Consider the following 16,753-nt stretch of genomic DNA (forward strand, 5'->3'; position numbering starts at 1 on the left):
GGCACCGACAAGAACCGCCTACCGGCGCACCGGCGCCTGCGCCGCGTCCCGGGCCGCCGTGCGATAGCGCTCGGCGATCAGCCGCACGACGGCGGGATGGACGCCGATCGGCTCGGCGACACCGTCCGCGCCGGCCTCGTGCAGCCGCTGCTGGAACAGGCCCTGCGCCAGCAGATAGGACGCGACGAACACCCGCTCCGCACCCGAATCCCGAAGGTCGGCAACCACTTCCGGCACGCGCGGGGCACCCGTGGCGACGTAGGCGATGCGCACCGCCACACCCAGCCGTTCGGTGAGCATCGCCGCGGCGCGCCGCACATCGTGCCGGGCCCGGGCATCCGAGGAACCCGCGGCCGCGAAGACGACCGCGTCGCCGGGACGCCAGCCCGCAGCGCGCAGGCGCATCGCCATGATCCGGGCCAGTGCCGGATCCGGACCCATCGCCGGGGTGACGACCACCGCCGGATGCGCGCTCTCGGCCACCTCGCGCGGCACGTCCTGATAGACGTGATACCCCGAGGCCAGGAACGCCGGAACCACCACCGCAGGAACGGATTCCGATTCTGTTCGCAGTGCGCGCAGCACCTCCGCCGGGGACGGCCCGAGGACGTCCACGAACGCCGTCCGCACCGCGGACGGCGCGTCGGCGCCGTCGCGGCGCGGTCCGGCGGCGTCACGCCCCGAAACCGCGACGCCGAGCTCCACCGACACCGCCTCGGCCAGCGCGGCGATCATCTCCACGCCGCGCGCGCTCCTGGTGCCGTGCGCCACGAGCACCAGCGCCGGGGCGTTCACCACGTCCCCGTCGGCTGGGCGTAGCGCGGCGCGCGCACCGGCGCGCCGATGCCGTGCGGACGAGTCGCCACGGGCGCGGCCGGGCGCACATTGTCGTCGGCGCACTCGGCGGCGTCCAGCGCCAGCCGGTAGCCCCGCTTGACCACGGTCTGAATGGCTTTCGGCGTACCCAGACCGGCGCGCAGCCGGGCGATGGCGGTCTCCACGGCGTGCGTGTCGTCACCACCGCCGGGCAGGGCGGCCAGCAGGTCCTCACGCGAGACCACGCGGCCGGGCTGCCGCGCCAGCGAACGCATCAGCGCCATCGGCGCGGGCGCGAGCTGGCGTACCGTCCCGTCCACCACGACACACGCGCCGCGCACGCTGATCTGGTGCCCGGCGGCCTGAATCCGGTTGGCGCGCCGAGGCAGTTCCTCGGCGACGTGCCGGGCCAGCGCACCCAGCCGGGCCCGGCCCGGCATCGAGGTCGGCACGCCGAGCTCTTCCAGCGGCGCCGCGGTGATCGGCCCCACGCAGGCGGGCAGCACCCGGCCGCGCAACGCGTGCAGCACGCCTTCGAGCAGCCCGGTTTCCTTGGCGCGCATCAACATCGACGCCACGGCCGGCGCACTGGTGAAGGTGACGCAGTCCAGGTTCGCGGTGACGATCGACTCGATCAGCTGATCCATCGGACCCTGATCCGCGGGCGGGGTCCACCGGTACACCGGAACCGGCACGACATCCGCACCGGCACAGCGCAATACCTCGCAGAAGTCGGGTACCGGCTCCCACTCCGTGGTCGCGCCGTGCAACTGCACGGCGATCCGCACGCCCTCCACGCCTTCGGCGAGCAGGTGGTCGAGCACCTCCGCCGAGGACTCCGAGGCCGGCGACCACTCCTCGCGCAGTTCGGCGGCCCGGATGGCGCCCTTGGCCTTCGGGCCGCGCGCCAGCATGCGCGTCGCCGCCAGGGTGACGCGCAGGTCCTCGGCCAAGCCCCAGCCTTCCGCGGCTTCCATCCAGCCCCGGAAGCCGATTCCGGTGGTGGCCACGGCGATCTGCGGCGGCTCCTCGACCAGCTTGCGGGTGACCCGCTCCAGCTCGGTGTCGTCGGCCAGCGGAATGATCCGGATGGCCGGGGCGGAAACGATATTCGCGCCGCGGCGGGTCAGCAGCGTGCCGAATTCCTCGGCGCGGCGGGCCGCGGTGATGCCGATGGTGAACCCGGCCAGACACGCACCCTGGTCGGTGGCGGTCATGGGGTACCCGCCAGCTCTTCGGCGGACAGCGCCGTGTTCGACACCGACACGACGCCATCGATCACGCGCACGCCGTACACCGGCAGCGCGGCCGACGCGTCGTCCAGGCAGTGCCCGTCGAGCAGCGAGAAGGCCTGCTTGAGCAGCGGCGAGGCCACCACGGGCACGCCGCCCCGGTCACCGACCAGCCCGCGCGACATCACGGCGGCCCGGCCGAACGGATCGATATTGCCGACGGCGTACAGCGTGCCGTCGGTATGCAGGAACAGAGCGGCCTGCCGGCCACCCTTCAGCAACACCGCAACGCCGCGGCCGGGGATCAGGTAGTCGAATCGGCAGGCTTGTGTCCACTCACGGGTGGTAGCTGTGGCAATGCCGGGGGTATCGATCACGGTCATCGGTGTCATCCTCCAAACGCCTTACCCATTGGTACCGGCGTCCTGTTTCTATGCGGTTAAGTCGTCATTTCCCGGGCGTAGCAGCCGGGAATTGTGGCGTACCCAACAGCACGGGCACCATCCGCTCGCCGCTGTCGTCGAAGGAGATGGTCGGATCGGCCTCCTCCGGGGCGTTGACGAAGGACACGAAGCGCGACAGCTTGGCTTCGTCGTCGAGCACCGCGGCCCATTCGTCGCGGTAGCCGTCGACGTGCTGAGCCATGGCCGCCTCCAGATCCGCGGCGATGCCGAGGCTGTCCTCGCAGACGACCTGCTTCAGGTAATCCAGGCCGCCCTCCAGCGCCTCCTGCCACGGAGCGGTGCGCTGCAAACGATCGGCGGTGCGGATGTAGAACATCAGGTAGCGGTCGATGTAGCGGATCAGCGTCTCGTCGTCGAGCTCCCCGGCCAGCAGCACGGCGTGCTTGGGCGTGAGACCGCCGTTGCCGCCGACATAGAGGTTCCAGCCGTTCTCGGTGGCGATCACGCCGACGTCCTTGCCGCGCGCCTCCGCGCACTCGCGGGCGCAACCCGAGACCGCCAGCTTCAGCTTGTGCGGGGAACGCAAACCGCGGTAACGCTTTTCGAGCAGCACGGCCATGCCGACCGAATCCTGCTGACCGTAGCGGCACCAGGTCGAGCCGACGCAGGACTTCACCGTGCGCAGCGACTTGCCGTACGCGTGCCCGGATTCCATCCCGGCGTCGACCAGGCGCTTCCAGATCAGCGGCAGCTGCTCCACCCGCGCGCCGAACAGGTCGATGCGCTGACCGCCGGTCACCTTGACGTAGAGGCCGAACTCCTTGGCCACCTCGCCGATGGTGATGAGCTGCTCGGCGGTGACCTCGCCGCCGGGCATCCGCGGCACCACCGAGTAGGTGCCGTTCTTCTGCAGGTTGGCCAGGAAGTGATCGTTGGTGTCCTGCAGCGCGGCCTGCTCACCGTCCAGGATGTGGTCGCTGGAGGTGGAAGCCAGGATGGAGGCGACGGTCGGCTTGCAGATGTCGCAGCCGGATCCCTTGCCGTGCTTGGCGATCAGCTCGGAGAACTTGCGAATGCCGGTGGACTGCACGATGTGGAACAGCTCCGCGCGCGACTGCGTGAAGTGCTCGCACAGCGCCTTGGAGACCTCGACGCCGGACTGCTCCAGCAGCTTCTTGAGCATGGGAACGCAACCGCCGCAAGAGGTTCCGGCGTTGGTGCAACTCTTGATGGCCGGCACGTCGCAGGCGCCCTCGGCGATCGCGCCGCAGATCGAGCCCTTGGAAACGTTGTTGCAGGAGCAGATCTGGGCGTCGTCGGGCAGCGCGTCGGCGCTGAGTTCCGCACCGGCCGGGGAGATCAGCGCGGCCGGGTCGGCGGGCAGCGGCGAGCCGACCAGCGGGCGCAGCGCCGCGTAGGCCGAGGCGTCGCCGACCAGGATGCCGCCGAGCAGCGTCTGCGCGTCGTCGGAGACGACGAGTTTCGCGTAGGTGCCCTTGGCGGCGTCGTGCAGCACCACCGACAGCGCGCCCTCGGTGGTCCCGAACGCGTCGCCGAAACTGGCGACGTCCACGCCGAGCAGCTTCAGCTTGGTCGAGAGATCCGCGCCCGGGAATTCCCCCGCGCCGCCGAGCAATCGGTCCGCCACGATCTCGGCGGTGGTGTAGCCGGGCGCCACCAGGCCGTAGCAGACGCCCTCGATCGCGGCGACCTCGCCGACCGCGTAGATGTTCGGATCCGAGGTCCGCAGACCGAGATCGGTGATGACGCCGCCGCGCGGGCCGACCTCCAGGCCGGCCGCCTTGGCGATCTCGTCGCGCGGGCGGATGCCGGCCGCGAAGACCACCACGGCGGCGCGCACCGCGGTCTCGTCGGACAGGGTGACCTCCAGCCGCTCCGCGACCGGGGCGTCGTCCACGACCGCGATCGCCGAGGTGCCGACGCCGGTGTGCACGTGCAGGCCCAGATCGGTGACCAGCTTCTCCAGGATGGCGCCACCGCCCTCGTCGACCTGGACCGGCATCAGCCGCGGCGCGAACTCCACCACGTGCGGGGTCATGCCGAGCAGGCGCAGCGCGTTGGCCGCCTCCAATCCGAGCAGACCGCCGCCGACCACGATGCCGACCGCACCCGGCCCGGCCGCCTCGGCCGTGGCCCGGATGCCGTCCAGGTCCTCCAGGGTGCGGTAGACGTAGCAGCCCGGCACGTCGTGGCCCGGCACCGGCGGCACGAACGCGTAGGAGCCGGTGGCCAGCACCAAGGCGTCGTAGCCGAGCACGTCGCCGGCGGAGGTGGTCACCTTGCGCGCGGCGCGGTCGATGCTGTCGGCCTTGACGCCCAGGCGCAGCCGCACCAGCTGGTCGCCGTCGTAGGTGTTGCCGGCCAGCGCGAGCTCTTTCGGGTCCCACGCGCCGACGTAGGAGGACAGTCCCACCCGGTCGTAGGCGGGCTCGGCTTCCTCGCTGAGCACGACGACCTGCCACTGGCCGGCGTCGTCGCGCGCACGCAGGGCTTCGACGAAGCGGTGCCCGACCATGCCATGGCCGACGACCACCGCGGTCTTGCGGGATTCGTTGTTCATGAGGTGTCCTCCCTGGAGTGGGTCGGGTGTCAGGCGCGGGCCGACGAGCTGGAAGAGGCGCTTTCGGCCTCGAGGACGAGCGCCTCGGCCTCGGCGACGATGTCGGAATCGGTGGCGGTGGGCCGGCGCAGGAAGACCAGCCACACCACCGCGGCACAGGCCACGTAGAAGCCCAGGAAGACCCAGAACGCGGTGGTCGCGGAGTTGGTGGAGGCATAGGAGGAGCGCAGCACCAGGTTGATGCCGACGCCGCCGAGCGCGCCGATGGCGCCGACGAAACCGATGAGCGCGCCGGAGCAGTTCTGCGACCAGGCCGAGCGCGCGGTCTCGGACAGGTCCAGCCCGCGCGACTTGGCCTCGAAGACCGACGGGATGATCTTGGTGACCGCGCCGTTGCCCAGGCCCGAGAGCACGAACAGGGCGATGAAGCCGACCACCAGCGCGATCATGGCCCCACCGGAGGGCACGCCGCCGTTGCTGTCGCCGAGCGAGCTCGCGGTGATCACCAGCACCGCGGCGACCATCATCGCGCCGAACACGAAGAGGCTGACCCGGGAGCCGCCGATGCGATCCGCCCACTTGCCGCCGTAGGGCCGGGCCAGCGAACCCAGCAGCGGGCCGATGAAGGCGATCTGCGCGGCGTGCAGCGTGGCCTGCACGGCGGTGTCGCCGCCGGCCTTGAAGCTGAGCTGCAGCACCTGGCCGAAGGCGAAGCTGTAGCCGATGAACGAACCGAAGGTGCCGATGTAGAGGAACGCGATCGCCCAGGACTGCGGCACCTTCAGCGCCGAGACCATGTAGGACAGGTCGGCCTTCTGGTTGGTCAGGTTGTCCATGTAGAGCGCGGCGCCCAGGCCCGCGACCGCCACCGCGACCAGGTAGATCGCGCAGATCAGCGAGGCGTAGTCGTTGCCCAGGGTGGCGATGACCAGCAGGCCGATCAGCTGGATGACCGGGACGCCGATATTGCCGCCACCCGCGTTCAGGCCCAGCGCCCAGCCCTTGAGCCGCTGCGGGTAGAAGGCGTTGATGTTGGTCATCGAGGAGGCGAAATTGCCGCCGCCGAAGCCGGCGAAGGCCGCCACGATCAGGAACGTGGTGTACGAGGTGCCCGGCTGGTTGATGAAGTACAGCGTGAGCAGCGTCGGGACGAGCAGCATCGCCGCGGAGAACACGGTCCAGTTGCGGCCGCCGAACTTGGCGGTGGCCACGGTGTAGGGAATGCGCAGCACCGCGCCGGTCAGCGTGGGCACGGCCATCAGGAAGAACTTCCCGGCCGCGTCGATGCCGTACTTGTCGGTGGGCATGAACAGCACCATCACCGACCAGATGGACCAGACCGAGAAGCCGACGTGTTCGGCGACGACGGACCAGATCAGGTTGCGCTTGGCGATGTCCTTGCCGCCGGCTTCCCAGGCGGCGACATCCTCGGCATCCCAATGCTCGATGTTGCGGTTACGCGTCAGCGTGCTCAACAAGGGCCTCCCAAAATCGGTTAGCCCAACGGTAGGAAACAGGTATTGCCGGAATGTCGCCCCGAATTGCCGCTAAATCAACGGTTGCTCACGAATCTCCGGTCGGCGGGGTGAGTTTCGCCGGAATGTTTCGCCGGTGTGACACAAGCGTTTCCGCAGGTGAAATAGACCCTAAATCGAACGCGAAAGCCGGTGAGGTGTGACGCGCACCATCATGCGGCCACACCCACCGGCGTGCAACTCGAGCCGGATCAGTGCCAGCTGTCCTCGAGCATGCGCGGCTTGCACGCCTGCCAGGCGCCGGTCAGCAGGATCAGCACGGCGACGACGAGCATCGCGAACGGCGCGCCCCAGCCGCCGGTGGCGGTGTGCAGCATGCCGAACAGCAGCGGGCCCGTGCAGGCGACGGCGTAGCCCATGCCCTGCGCGAAACCGGACAGCGCGGCCGAACCCTGCGCGGTGCGGGTGCGGGTGTTGATCAGCGTCAGGCACATCGGGAAGGTGCTCGGGCCCAGGCCCAGCAGGATCACCCACAGCAGCGGGGCGCTCATCGGCGCGATCAGCAGTCCGGCGAAGGAGATGAAGAAGCACGCCGCGAAGGCCAGGACGTACGGGAAGGGATTGCGCACCTTGGCCACCAGCGTCGGCGCGGTGAACGCCGCCGAGAGCCCGACCAGTGCGAACAGCGCGACCATGGTGCCGCCGAAGGCGTCGCTGGCGCCGGCGTCCTGCAGGATGCGCGGCAGCCAGGCGAACATGGCATAGGTGATCAGCGAGGTCATGCCGAACATGCCGGCCATGCCCCAGGCCACCGGCGAGCGCCAGACCTGGCCCTTGGGCTCGTCCGCGGCGGGCAGGGCGGTGGTGTCGGCCAGGTCGTGGCCGCGCCGGGCGCGCAGCACCCACACCCAGGGCAGCGCGGCGGCGAAGCCGAGCGCGGCCCACAGGCCCAGCGAGACACGCCAGCCCGCGGCGTCGGCGACCGGGACCGCGATCAGCGCCGGGATCACCGTGCCGAGCTGGACCATGGTGATGTACAGCGAGCTGACGATCGCCAGCCGGTCGGAGAAGTAGCGCTTGACCAGTGGCGGGATCACCACGTTGCCGACACCCATGCCGGCCAGCGCCACCGCCGAGAAAACCAGGAGTTCGCCGGTGTTCGGGACCAGGGCCCGCACCAGCATGCCCGCGCCCGCCAGCAGCATGGCCGTCAGCGCGGTGCGCTCCAGTCCGAGCCGGCCCACCAGCAGCGGGGTGAGCAGACCGGAGAGCGCGAACATGGCGGCCGGAACCATGCCGAAGACGCCGATCACGGCGGTCGAATAGCCGATGTCCGCGCCGATCCGCTCGGCGAGCGGGCTGAAGGCGGTCACGGCGACGCGCAGCGTGAGGGCGGAGACGATGATCGCCGCCAAGACCAGCAGCCGCCCCTCGACCAGCCCGCGTCGGCGCCCCTCTACCTGCTCCGCGACCGGGCTGGGGTCGGGGCGGGAGGTGGCGATGTCGGCGCGGCTGGAGGTTTTCGAGAGAGTTGCTGTCACCCGGAAATCATAGGATGACCCGATGATAGGAGGCAACAATTTGTGATGGGCGGTACTCTGTTTCGGTGCAACCAGTCCGGCGCACCAGCCTCATTGCCCAGGTAACCGAGCAGCTGCGTGCCGAAATACGTTCGGGGCGTTGGCCTATCGGCTCACGAATCCCCACCGAACCGGAGCTCACCGAGCTCACCGGGACGGGCCGCAATACCGTGCGCGAGGCCGTCCAGGCCCTGGTGCACGCCGGCATGCTGGAGCGGCGTCAAGGCTCCGGCACCTACGTGATCGCCGCCTCCGAGGTGGGCGGCACCCTCGGCAAGTACTTCGCCGACGCCGAAGAGCGCGATGTGCTCGAACTGCGTCTCGCCCTGGACACCAACGCGGCCGCCCTGGCCGCCAGCCGCCGCGATGACACCGACATCGCGACCCTGCGCAGGCTGCTCGCCGAACGCAGCGAGAACAAGTGGGACGAGGACAACCACGCGGCCATCGCCGCCGACGTGGAGTTGCATCGCGCCATCGTGGTCGCCAGCCACAACGCGGTGTACCTCGAGTTCTACGATTCGCTGCTGCCGACCATCGAGGAGGTCATCCGCTCGCGCACCTCGCGCGCCGACGACTCCTACGACGCCGAGCACAACGAACTCGTGCAGGCGATCGTCGACGGCGACCCGGACGCGGCCGCGCAAGCCGCGCGCTGTTTCCTCGCCGCGCTGATCGCCGAATACCCGGATCGCTAGTTACTTTCTTTATCGGGGCGGCAAACATAAGTCCGACTGGTCCCGCAGCCGGAAACACAAGTAACCAACCGGTCACCGAGAGCGTTTCCCCAATGTGAGTCCGATTTGCCGGGAACGTCACCGAAGGCCACGGGGACGCAACAACCGGCTCCTACCTTTTGACTCGACCCACCAGCGAGGCGATCGAGAGGAAGCCGATGACTGCCACAGTTGCTGCCACCGGCCGGCAGACCGAGTTCGAGCACCAGAAGCGCGGGCGCTGGCTCGAGCACTGGGAACCCGACAACACGACATTCTGGGAAACCGGCGGCAACAAGACCGCCCGCAAGAATCTGATCTTCTCGGTGTTCGCCGAGAACCTGGGGTTCTCGGTCTGGGTCATCTGGGGCACCGTGGTGACCAGCATGGGCCTGGCCGGCTTCGACTTCCTGGCCGGGCTCGGCAAGGGTGACCCGGTCGCGGTGAGCAACGCGCTGCTGCTCACCTCCACCCCGACGCTGGTCGGCGCGGCCCTGCGCATCCCCTACACCTTCGCCATCCCGAAATTCGGCGGGCGCGCCTTCACCGCGTTCAGCGCGGCCATGCTGCTCATCCCCACCCTCGGGCTCGCCTACTTCGTCAACCAGCCCGGCACCCCGATGTGGGTGTTCCTGGTGCTGGCGGCGCTGGCCGGGTTCGGCGGCGGCAACTTCTCCTCGTCGATGGCCAACATCTCGTTCTTCTTCCCCGAGGGGAAAAAGGGTGCGGCGCTGGGCATCAACGCCGCGGGCGGCAATCTGGGCGTGGCGCAGACCCAGCTGGTGCTGCCCCTGCTGATCACGCTCGGCACGCATCTGACCGCCAAGGACGCCGCGGGCTACCGGTTCGGCATCACGCTCTCGGTCCTGGTGTGGGTGCCGTTCGTCCTCATCGCCACCTTCGGCGCGCTGCGGTACATGGATTCCATCGCCACCGCGAAATCCGACGGCAAGTCCTACCGGCTCGCGCTGACCAACCGGCACACCTGGGTGATGTCGTTCCTGTACATCGGCACCTTCGGATCCTTCATCGGGTTCTCCTTCGCCTTCCCCACCCTGATCAAGGCCAACTTCCCGGACCTGGCGAAGATCGGCTGGATCACCACCCTGGGCAACCTCGCCTTCCTCGGCGCGTTCGTCGGCTCGTTCAGCCGCCCGTTCGGCGGGTGGGTCTCCGACAAGATCGGCGGCGCGAAGATCACCGTGTTCGTCTTCGGCGGCATGTCGGTGGCGGTGGCGTTGATCATGGCGGCGCTGGAGATGAAGAGCTTCCCGCTCTACCTGGCCGCGTTCCTGATGCTGTTCGTGCTCACCGGAATCGGCAACGGCTCCACCTACCGCATGATCCCGTCCATCTTCTCCGCCGTCGCCAAGAAGCACGCCTCCGAGCACGGCATGGAACTCACCGAGGCCCTCGGCTCCGCGAAACGCCAAGCGGGCGCGGCGATCGGCGTCATCGGCGCGATCGGCGCCTCCGGCGGCTACCTGCTGCAGCAGGCCCTGCGCCTGTCCAACATCAACTTCGGTTCGATGAACCCCGCCTTCTGGGCCTACGCCATCGCCTTCCTGGTCATGGCGGGCATCACCTGGTTCTTCTACCTGCGCTCCTCGTTCGCCATCGAGCGGGTGCCCTCCCTGGCCTACGCCAACGTCTGACCCGCTGAAAACCCCGAATGCCGCGCCGAGACTCGTTGTCTCGGTGCGGCATTCGGCAGTGGTGCGGGATCGGCGCTCAGAGCATCAGGCGGACCATGTCGGCGGTGCGGGCCAGGCCGGGGAAGGCTTCGGGGGTGGAGCGGGGGTGCAGGGCGTGCACGGCGAGGCGGAACATCACGGCGCGTAAGAGCATCTGGGGCCACTCGGGCAGGGAGCGCCAGCGCTCGAGCAGGCCGTCGTCGGCGCCGCCCCAGGCGAGCGCGTCGATGACGACGACGCCGGCGGCCCAGGCCGGTGGACGCCAGTACGGGGTGATGTCGGACAGCCCCGGGGTGAAGACGCCCGCGAAAAGGACTGTGCCGAACAGGTCACCGTGCACGAGCTGGGGCTGGGCCTGGACCGGCTTACGCAGTGTGGCGAGCTGGCCGATCAGCTCGATGCTGCGCTGACCGTCCGGCGAACTGGTCGGCAGCGTGCCGCCCGCGCGCAGGCTGCGCAGCGGGACCGGCTCCCAGGCGGCGCGGTCGGCGGCGACGAAGACATCGACGTCCACCCAGGGGGCGACCGGCGGCTGCACCAGGAAGCGCGGCCGTTCCAGCTTCACCGTCGCCTGGTGCAGGCGCAGCGACACCGAGACCACCTCGTCGTGGCGAGGTTCCGGGGTGCCCTCCAGATAGGTGTCGGCGCGCCAGCCGGAGACGACGTAGCGGCCGTCGGTGGCGCGCACGGGCCGGGCCACCCGCAGTCCGTCCACCTTCAAGGTCTCGCGGATCTTCGCCGACCACGCCGCGCGCGCGTGATCGGCCACCGGGCTGAGCACCACGTCACCGCAGCGCCAGCCACCGTCCCAGTCTCCCAACGCAACCGGTGTCACTTCGCGCAGACCGAACGTGGCGCGCACGTGCTCGGGAGGTTCCACAGAAGTCACGGCCGTACGGTACCGCCGAGTCCGGTAGGACGCGCCCGTGGCGCGCCCAAGCCGCTAGTAAACCGGCAGGGAAGTGTCGACCTGGTTGGCCCAGGCCACAATTCCGCCCTGCACGTGGGTGGCGTCGGCGAAGCCCGCCGCCTTCAGCGCCGCCAGCGCCTCCGCCGAGCGGATACCGGTCTTGCAGTGCAAGACGATCGGGCGGTTCTGCGGCAGCTCCGAGAGCGCCTCACCGGAGAGGATGCGGTCCTTCGGGATCAGCTTCGCGCCCTCGATGTGCACGATGTCCCACTCCACCGGCTCCCGCACGTCGATCAGCTCGACCTGCTTGCCCGCGTCCAGCAGCTCCTTGAGCTCGCGCGCGGTGATGGTCGCGTCGGCGGCCGCGGCCTGCCCCTCCTCCGAGACCACGCCGCAGAACGCGTCGTAATCGATCAGCTCGGTGATCGGCTGACGCTCCGGATCCCGGCGCAGCTTGATGGTGCGGTAGGTCATGTCCAGTGCGTCGTAGACCATGAGCCGGCCCAGCAGCGGGTCGCCCATGCCGGTGAGCAGCTTGATCGCCTCGGTCACCATGATCGAGCCGATGGACGCGCACAGCACGCCCAGCACGCCGCCCTCGGCGCAAGAGGGGACCATGCCCGGCGGCGGCGCCTCCGGGTAGAGGTCGCGGTAGTTCAGGCCGCGACCGTCGGGGGCGTCCTCCCAGAAGACCGAGACCTGGCCCTCGAAGCGGTAGATCGAACCCCACACGTACGGCTTGTGCGCCAGCACCGCGGCGTCGTTCACCAGGTAGCGGGTGGCGAAGTTGTCGGTGCCGTCGACGATCAGGTCGTACTGTTCGAACAGCTCGACGGCGTTGTCCGGCTCCAGCCGGATCTTGTGCAGGTTCACGGTGATGCCGGAGTTGATCTCCAGGATCGAATCGCGCGCGCTGTCGGCCTTGGAGCGGCCGATGTCGGACTCGCCGTGGATGATCTGGCGCTGCAGGTTGGAGGCGTCGACCTCGTCGAACTCGACGATGCCGAGCGTGCCGACACCGGCGGCGGCCAGGTACAGCAGCGCGGGCGAACCGAGGCCACCGGCGCCGATCACCAGCACCTTGGCGTTCTTCAGCCGTTTCTGCCCGTCCATCCCGAGATCCGGGATGATCAGGTGACGGCTGTAGCGGGCGACCTCGTCACGGGTCAGCTCCGCGGCCGGCTCGACCAGCGGCGGCAGGGACTTTGCTGATGACACGTCCGGACTCTCCTCGAATCGGTGGGCCTCGTGGCTCAGCGTGTGCAACGCCTGGAGCCGGGCCGTTCTTCCCACTCCATCGTCCCGTACCCGCGTCCCAGCACCACAGCGGGGTCAGCCCCGCGGATACGGCCAGGGGTTGAAGCGGCAGCGCTTGCCGTCCATCGGCACCACGCCGAACGGGTCGAGCGCGGCGATGTCGTTGTTCTTGGTGCCGAAGGTCTGCTGCATCATGATCGGCGCCAGGCCGCCGTCGGTCTCGCAGGGCTGGTGCTGGTGGTAGCCGATGGCGTGGCCGACCTCGTGGTTGATCTGGTACTGCCGGTAGGAGCCGATGTCGCCCTCGAACGCGAGCGCGCCGCGCACCCAGCGCACCTCGGAGAGCAGCACCCGCCCGGCGTCGGCGTTGTAGCAGGACGAGTCGATCGGGATGTCGAATCCGCAGGACTTGCGGGTGGTCTGGCGCGAGGTCAGCGAGACCCGGAAATCCGGCTTGCCCTGGTCGATGCGGCGGAAGCCGAACTGCTTGTCGTGCGACCAGCTCTTCGGATTGCCGAGGGTGGAGTCGACCATCTTCGCGACCGCGACGTCCCCGCCGATGCCGGAGGTGTCGATGCCGTCCTCGATCTCCACGGTGTAGGTGAACACGCTCGCGGCGTCCAGGCCGATCTCGGCGGTGCCCGGCACCACCCGCCAGGTGCCCGCGCCCGCGTCGGTGAAGGCGCCGCCCTGGGGTAGCGCTCCGGTGGGCAGGTCGGTGGGGAACTGGCCGTCGCCCGGTGGCGCCCCGATGATGCCCGCCGACGCCGCGCGCGGGCTCAGCGCGCCGAAGCCCGGGGCGCCGGCGCCGACCACGTCGGTGCCGCCGCGCACGGCGTCCACCACGACCAGCACGGTGACCACGACCAGCACCGGCAGCGCGTAGGCCCGCCAGCCGTAGGTGGAGACGAAACGGCCGAGCCGGCTCTGCTTCTTCACCACCCGGCCCGGACGGTGCGCGCGGTCCTTGCCGCCCTCGGGCGCGGTGGGATCCCAGCGGGCCCGCAGCGGCTGATGCGAGCGGTCCGTCTGGTCCGTTTCCCCGGTCGAGTAGAGCCCGAGGGGGTCGTAGATCTCCACACCGTCGCGATCACGCCGCGATTCCGGTGCCGAAGTAGACGTGACAGAGCCGGGACGGTGCGCGTCACGCCCGCCTCCGGACGGAGTTTCCGTTCGGTCGGTCACGGCTAACAGACTCTCACAGTGGACAAGTGGGCCTCGCCGCGAGTACGAAAGACTCGCTACGAGATAAGTCAGAGGTTCGCTGTGCGATATCTCATCCGCGGGGTCGTCTTGACGAACCCGCCGCCAACTGTGACCTGCGACCGGGTATCGTTCATGGGATACCCGGTGCACCACCCCTTCCGCCGGGGCTTCGACTGGGAGAGCCGAAAATGACCGACCTCGTGGACCGGATGCCGTCCCGTAGATCATCGTCCGAGGCCATGGCACCTGCGAAACGCGGGACCAGGCTGCCCCGGGATGAACGGCGACAGCAGCTACTCCATGCGGCGAGCGAGGTTTTCGTGCTGCGCGGCTACCACGCCGCGGGCATGGACGAGATCTCCCAGTGCGCCGGGGTCAGCAAGCCGGTCCTCTACCAGCACTTCACCAGCAAACTCGAGCTGTATCTCGCGGTGCTGCAGAACTACGTCGACATGCTGGTCTCCAGCGTGCGCCAGGCGCTGCGCTCCACCACCGACAACAAGCAGCGCGTGCGCGCCGCGGTGGCGGCGTACTTCGACTTCGTCGACAACGAGATGCAAGGTTTCCGACTGGTTTTCGAGTCCGACCTGACCTCCGAGCCGCAGGTGCAGCGCCGGGTCGAGCAGGCCACCGAGGCCTGTGTCGACGCGGTCTTCGATCTGGTCGCGCACGACTCCGGCCTGGATCCCTACCGCGCCCGCATCCTCGCGGTCGGCCTGGTCGGGGCGAGCCAGACCACCGCCCGCTACTGGCTGGAAGCCGATCGGCCGATCCCCAAGGACGACGCCATCGACACCACCGTCACGCTGGCCTGGGGTGGCCTGTCGCACGTGCCGCTGCACCCGATCGACGGGGTGCCGCGCAGCCTCGGCGGCAGCTGATCCCCCCTATCCAACGACCGAGCCCCTGTCCTCCTCGCGGAGGCAGGGGCTCGGTCGTGTTTCGGAAGGCTCAGACCGTGGCGAAGCCGACGCGGCCGCTGGCCGGGGTGCCGATCTCCACGTAGGAGACCTTCGCGGCCTGGATCAGGAACTTGCGCCCCTTGTCGTCGGTCAGCGACACGATGCCGCCGTCGCCGCTCAGCGCACCGGACACCAGCGCCTCGACCTCATCGGCCGTCTGCGAGCTGTTGATGATGAGCTCGCGCGGGCTATCCGAAATACCGATCTTGACCTCCACGGCCAACCTCCGAACCTAGTGTCCTGTGCTGTCGAATCCAGGCTAGTGCAGGGCCTGTGCGCGAGGGCAGCAGCCTGCCTGCGCTGACAGCGAACAATCCCCTACTTGGGCTCGATCAGCTGGATCTCGAGTTCGACCTTCACGGTGTCGCTGAGCATGCCCGGCAGCGGGCCGCCGACGCCGAAGTCGGTGCGCTTGATGGTGCCGGTGGCGGAGAAACCCGCGTGCCGGTCCTCCGGGTTCGAGAACGGCGCTACGCCGCCCCACTCCACGTCGAGGGTGATCGGCTTGGTGATCTGGCCGAGGGTGGCCTCGCCCTGCACGGTGAATTCCTCGGTGATCTGCACCGGCGCGAGCGCGCGGAAGGTCAGGGTGGGCCGGTTGGCGACGTCGAGGAAGTCGGCGTTGCGGACGTGCGCGTCACGGTCGGCGTTGCCGGTCTCGAAGGAGTCCAGGTAGATGGTGGCGCCCAGCGTGGCGGCGCCCGATTCGTCGACCACGAATTCGGTCTCGAACTTCTCGAAGGTGCCGCGGACCTTGGAAATGCCGAGGTGGCGAATGGTGAAGGCGACCGAGGAGTGCGCGGCGTCCAGGGGCCAGGAGCCGGCCTTGAGCGTGCTCGTGGTTTCCGAAGTAGTCATGGCAACCACGATCGCGTCGGCGCTGGTGCCTAGCCAGACCGCCGTTATCCGGGCTCTGCCAGGGCCAGGATAAAGCTCGGCGGACAGGGCACCATGGAGTGGTGGCTGAGGAGACGTTGTTCGCGGATTTCCTGATCGCCCGGCGCAACGAACTGCGACCGGCCGATGTCGGGTTGCCCGCCGGTGGCCGTCGCCGCACCCCCGGGCTGCGCCGCGAGGAGGTCGCCGTGCGCGCCGGCGTCAGCGTCGATTATCTGTCCCGGCTGGAACAGGGCCGCGACCGCAATCCGTCGGCGGCCGTGCTCAGCGCGCTGGCCGACGCCCTGCTGCTCGACGAGACCGATCGGCGGCACTTCTCCATGCTGGCCCTGGCCTCCGGCACCACTGCGGCCTGCAGCGAGGACGGCGCGCTGTGCCCGGGCGCCAGCTCGCCGCAGGAGCAACTGCCGGACACCATCGAGCTCATTCTGCGGTCGTTGAATCCCACGCCCGCTTTCGTGGTCGGGCGTCGATTGAATGTGCTGGGCTGGAATTCGGCGTGGGCGGAATTCGTCACGCCGCTCGGTTTACTCGACGACGAGCACGCCCCCAATCTGGCCTGGTTCACTTTCATGAATCCGAACGCGCGCAACGTAATTCGGGATTGGTCGGCGGCCGCCGATCATTTCGTGGCCGCGCTGCACCGCGCGAAATCCCGCTGGCCCGCCGACGACACGTTGCGGGCAACGATCGACGCGCTGCGCCGGGAGCCGGAATTCGCCAAGCGCTGGAAGTCGCATCGCCCCGGCGAAGACGCCTCGGGCACGCTGCATTTCGATCATCCCGAACACGGGCCCGTCGCGGTGCCGTTCGAGATGCTGTCCGCGGACCGGGACCAGAGCATCGTCGTGTGGCTGACCGACAAGGTCGAGAGCGGCGCGCGCGGGCTGCGCCTGGTCTCCGGAGATTGATCGTAAGAACCCGGTAACAACTGTTCGCTGTGTGACGACATGGGTGCAGGCGCTGGACAAGTCGCCTGCACGGCGCGATTGCGTACCGGTTGCCCGACGTTGTCGGGGCAAG

The 16,753-nt window shown here is 69.2% G+C and carries 15 protein-coding genes; 4 read left to right on the forward strand and 11 right to left on the reverse strand.

Annotated features, from left to right (window positions below):
• Positions 1-18: 18 nt before the first annotated feature.
• From AB0I43_RS34845 to AB0I43_RS34870, 6 genes are all read right to left on the reverse strand, one after another.
• Positions 19-795: a sirohydrochlorin chelatase gene (locus tag AB0I43_RS34845; protein ID WP_356975862.1), complete on the reverse strand. Its 777-nt coding sequence runs from the start codon at positions 793-795 to the stop codon at positions 19-21.
• Positions 792-2,033, reverse strand: a complete 1,242-nt coding sequence (locus AB0I43_RS34850) for a uroporphyrinogen-III synthase (protein ID WP_356975864.1) — start codon at positions 2,031-2,033, stop codon at positions 792-794. Before AB0I43_RS34850 ends, AB0I43_RS34845 begins: the two co-directional genes overlap by 4 nt.
• The gene (nirD, locus tag AB0I43_RS34855) at positions 2,030-2,431 is read right to left on the reverse strand and encodes a nitrite reductase small subunit NirD (protein WP_356975866.1); all 402 of its coding nucleotides are present in this window, start codon (positions 2,429-2,431) and stop codon (positions 2,030-2,032) included. The genes AB0I43_RS34850 and nirD overlap by 4 nt, the downstream gene beginning before the upstream one ends.
• Positions 2,432-2,495: 64 nt before the next feature.
• A complete protein-coding gene (gene nirB, locus AB0I43_RS34860) occupies positions 2,496-5,033 on the reverse strand; it encodes a nitrite reductase large subunit NirB (RefSeq protein ID WP_356975868.1) in 2,538 nt (845 codons plus the stop codon).
• 29 nt (positions 5,034-5,062) lie between these two features.
• Entirely contained in the window at positions 5,063-6,511 is a 1,449-nt protein-coding gene (locus AB0I43_RS34865) for a nitrate/nitrite transporter (RefSeq protein WP_356975870.1), read from the reverse strand.
• A 248-nt stretch (positions 6,512-6,759) separates the two neighbouring features.
• Complete coding sequence (locus AB0I43_RS34870; RefSeq protein WP_356976187.1) at positions 6,760-7,932, reverse strand: MFS transporter; 1,173 nt, start codon at positions 7,930-7,932, stop codon at positions 6,760-6,762.
• Between the two features lie 182 nt (positions 7,933-8,114).
• Between AB0I43_RS34870 and AB0I43_RS34875 the strand changes: the two genes are divergently transcribed.
• Both AB0I43_RS34875 and AB0I43_RS34880 read left to right on the forward strand, forming a co-directional pair.
• Positions 8,115-8,786, forward strand: a complete 672-nt coding sequence (locus AB0I43_RS34875) for a FadR/GntR family transcriptional regulator (protein ID WP_356975872.1) — start codon at positions 8,115-8,117, stop codon at positions 8,784-8,786.
• A gap of 197 nt (positions 8,787-8,983) precedes the next feature.
• Positions 8,984-10,459 carry an MFS transporter gene (locus AB0I43_RS34880; protein WP_356975874.1) on the forward strand — a complete coding sequence of 492 codons (1,476 nt, stop codon included), beginning with the start codon at positions 8,984-8,986 and terminating at the stop codon, positions 10,457-10,459.
• Between the two features lie 76 nt (positions 10,460-10,535).
• Here the strand turns inward: AB0I43_RS34880 and AB0I43_RS34885 are convergent, their stop codons facing one another.
• The 3 genes from AB0I43_RS34885 to AB0I43_RS34895 form a co-directional block, all read right to left on the reverse strand.
• Entirely contained in the window at positions 10,536-11,387 is an 852-nt protein-coding gene (locus AB0I43_RS34885; RefSeq protein WP_356975876.1) for a TIGR02569 family protein, read from the reverse strand.
• Between the two features lie 54 nt (positions 11,388-11,441).
• Positions 11,442-12,626, reverse strand: a complete 1,185-nt coding sequence (gene moeZ, locus AB0I43_RS34890; RefSeq protein ID WP_356975878.1) for an adenylyltransferase/sulfurtransferase MoeZ — start codon at positions 12,624-12,626, stop codon at positions 11,442-11,444.
• Positions 12,627-12,740: 114 nt separating this feature from the next.
• On the reverse strand, positions 12,741-13,745 hold the full coding sequence (locus tag AB0I43_RS34895; protein WP_356975879.1) for a DUF3152 domain-containing protein: 1,005 nt from the start codon (positions 13,743-13,745) through the stop codon (positions 12,741-12,743).
• A gap of 314 nt (positions 13,746-14,059) precedes the next feature.
• Between AB0I43_RS34895 and AB0I43_RS34900 the strand changes: the two genes are divergently transcribed.
• Positions 14,060-14,752, forward strand: coding sequence for a TetR/AcrR family transcriptional regulator (locus AB0I43_RS34900; RefSeq protein WP_356975881.1), 693 nt, complete (start codon positions 14,060-14,062; stop codon positions 14,750-14,752).
• Between the two features lie 70 nt (positions 14,753-14,822).
• Here the strand turns inward: AB0I43_RS34900 and AB0I43_RS34905 are convergent, their stop codons facing one another.
• A complete protein-coding gene (locus tag AB0I43_RS34905; protein WP_356975883.1) occupies positions 14,823-15,050 on the reverse strand; it encodes a DUF3107 domain-containing protein in 228 nt (75 codons plus the stop codon).
• 101 nt (positions 15,051-15,151) lie between these two features.
• Positions 15,152-15,691: a YceI family protein gene (locus AB0I43_RS34910; protein WP_356975884.1), complete on the reverse strand. Its 540-nt coding sequence runs from the start codon at positions 15,689-15,691 to the stop codon at positions 15,152-15,154.
• A 101-nt stretch (positions 15,692-15,792) separates the two neighbouring features.
• On the opposite strand from AB0I43_RS34910, the gene AB0I43_RS34915 reads away from it, so the two are divergent.
• Positions 15,793-16,641 (forward strand): helix-turn-helix transcriptional regulator, encoded by an 849-nt coding sequence (locus AB0I43_RS34915; RefSeq protein WP_356975886.1) that lies wholly within the window; start codon positions 15,793-15,795, stop codon positions 16,639-16,641.
• The last annotated feature ends 112 nt before the right edge of the window (positions 16,642-16,753 follow it).

The sequence above is a fragment of the Nocardia sp. NPDC050435 genome, from assembly GCF_040655395.1.
In the GTDB taxonomy this organism is placed as follows: Bacteria; Actinomycetota; Actinomycetes; order Mycobacteriales; family Mycobacteriaceae; genus Nocardia.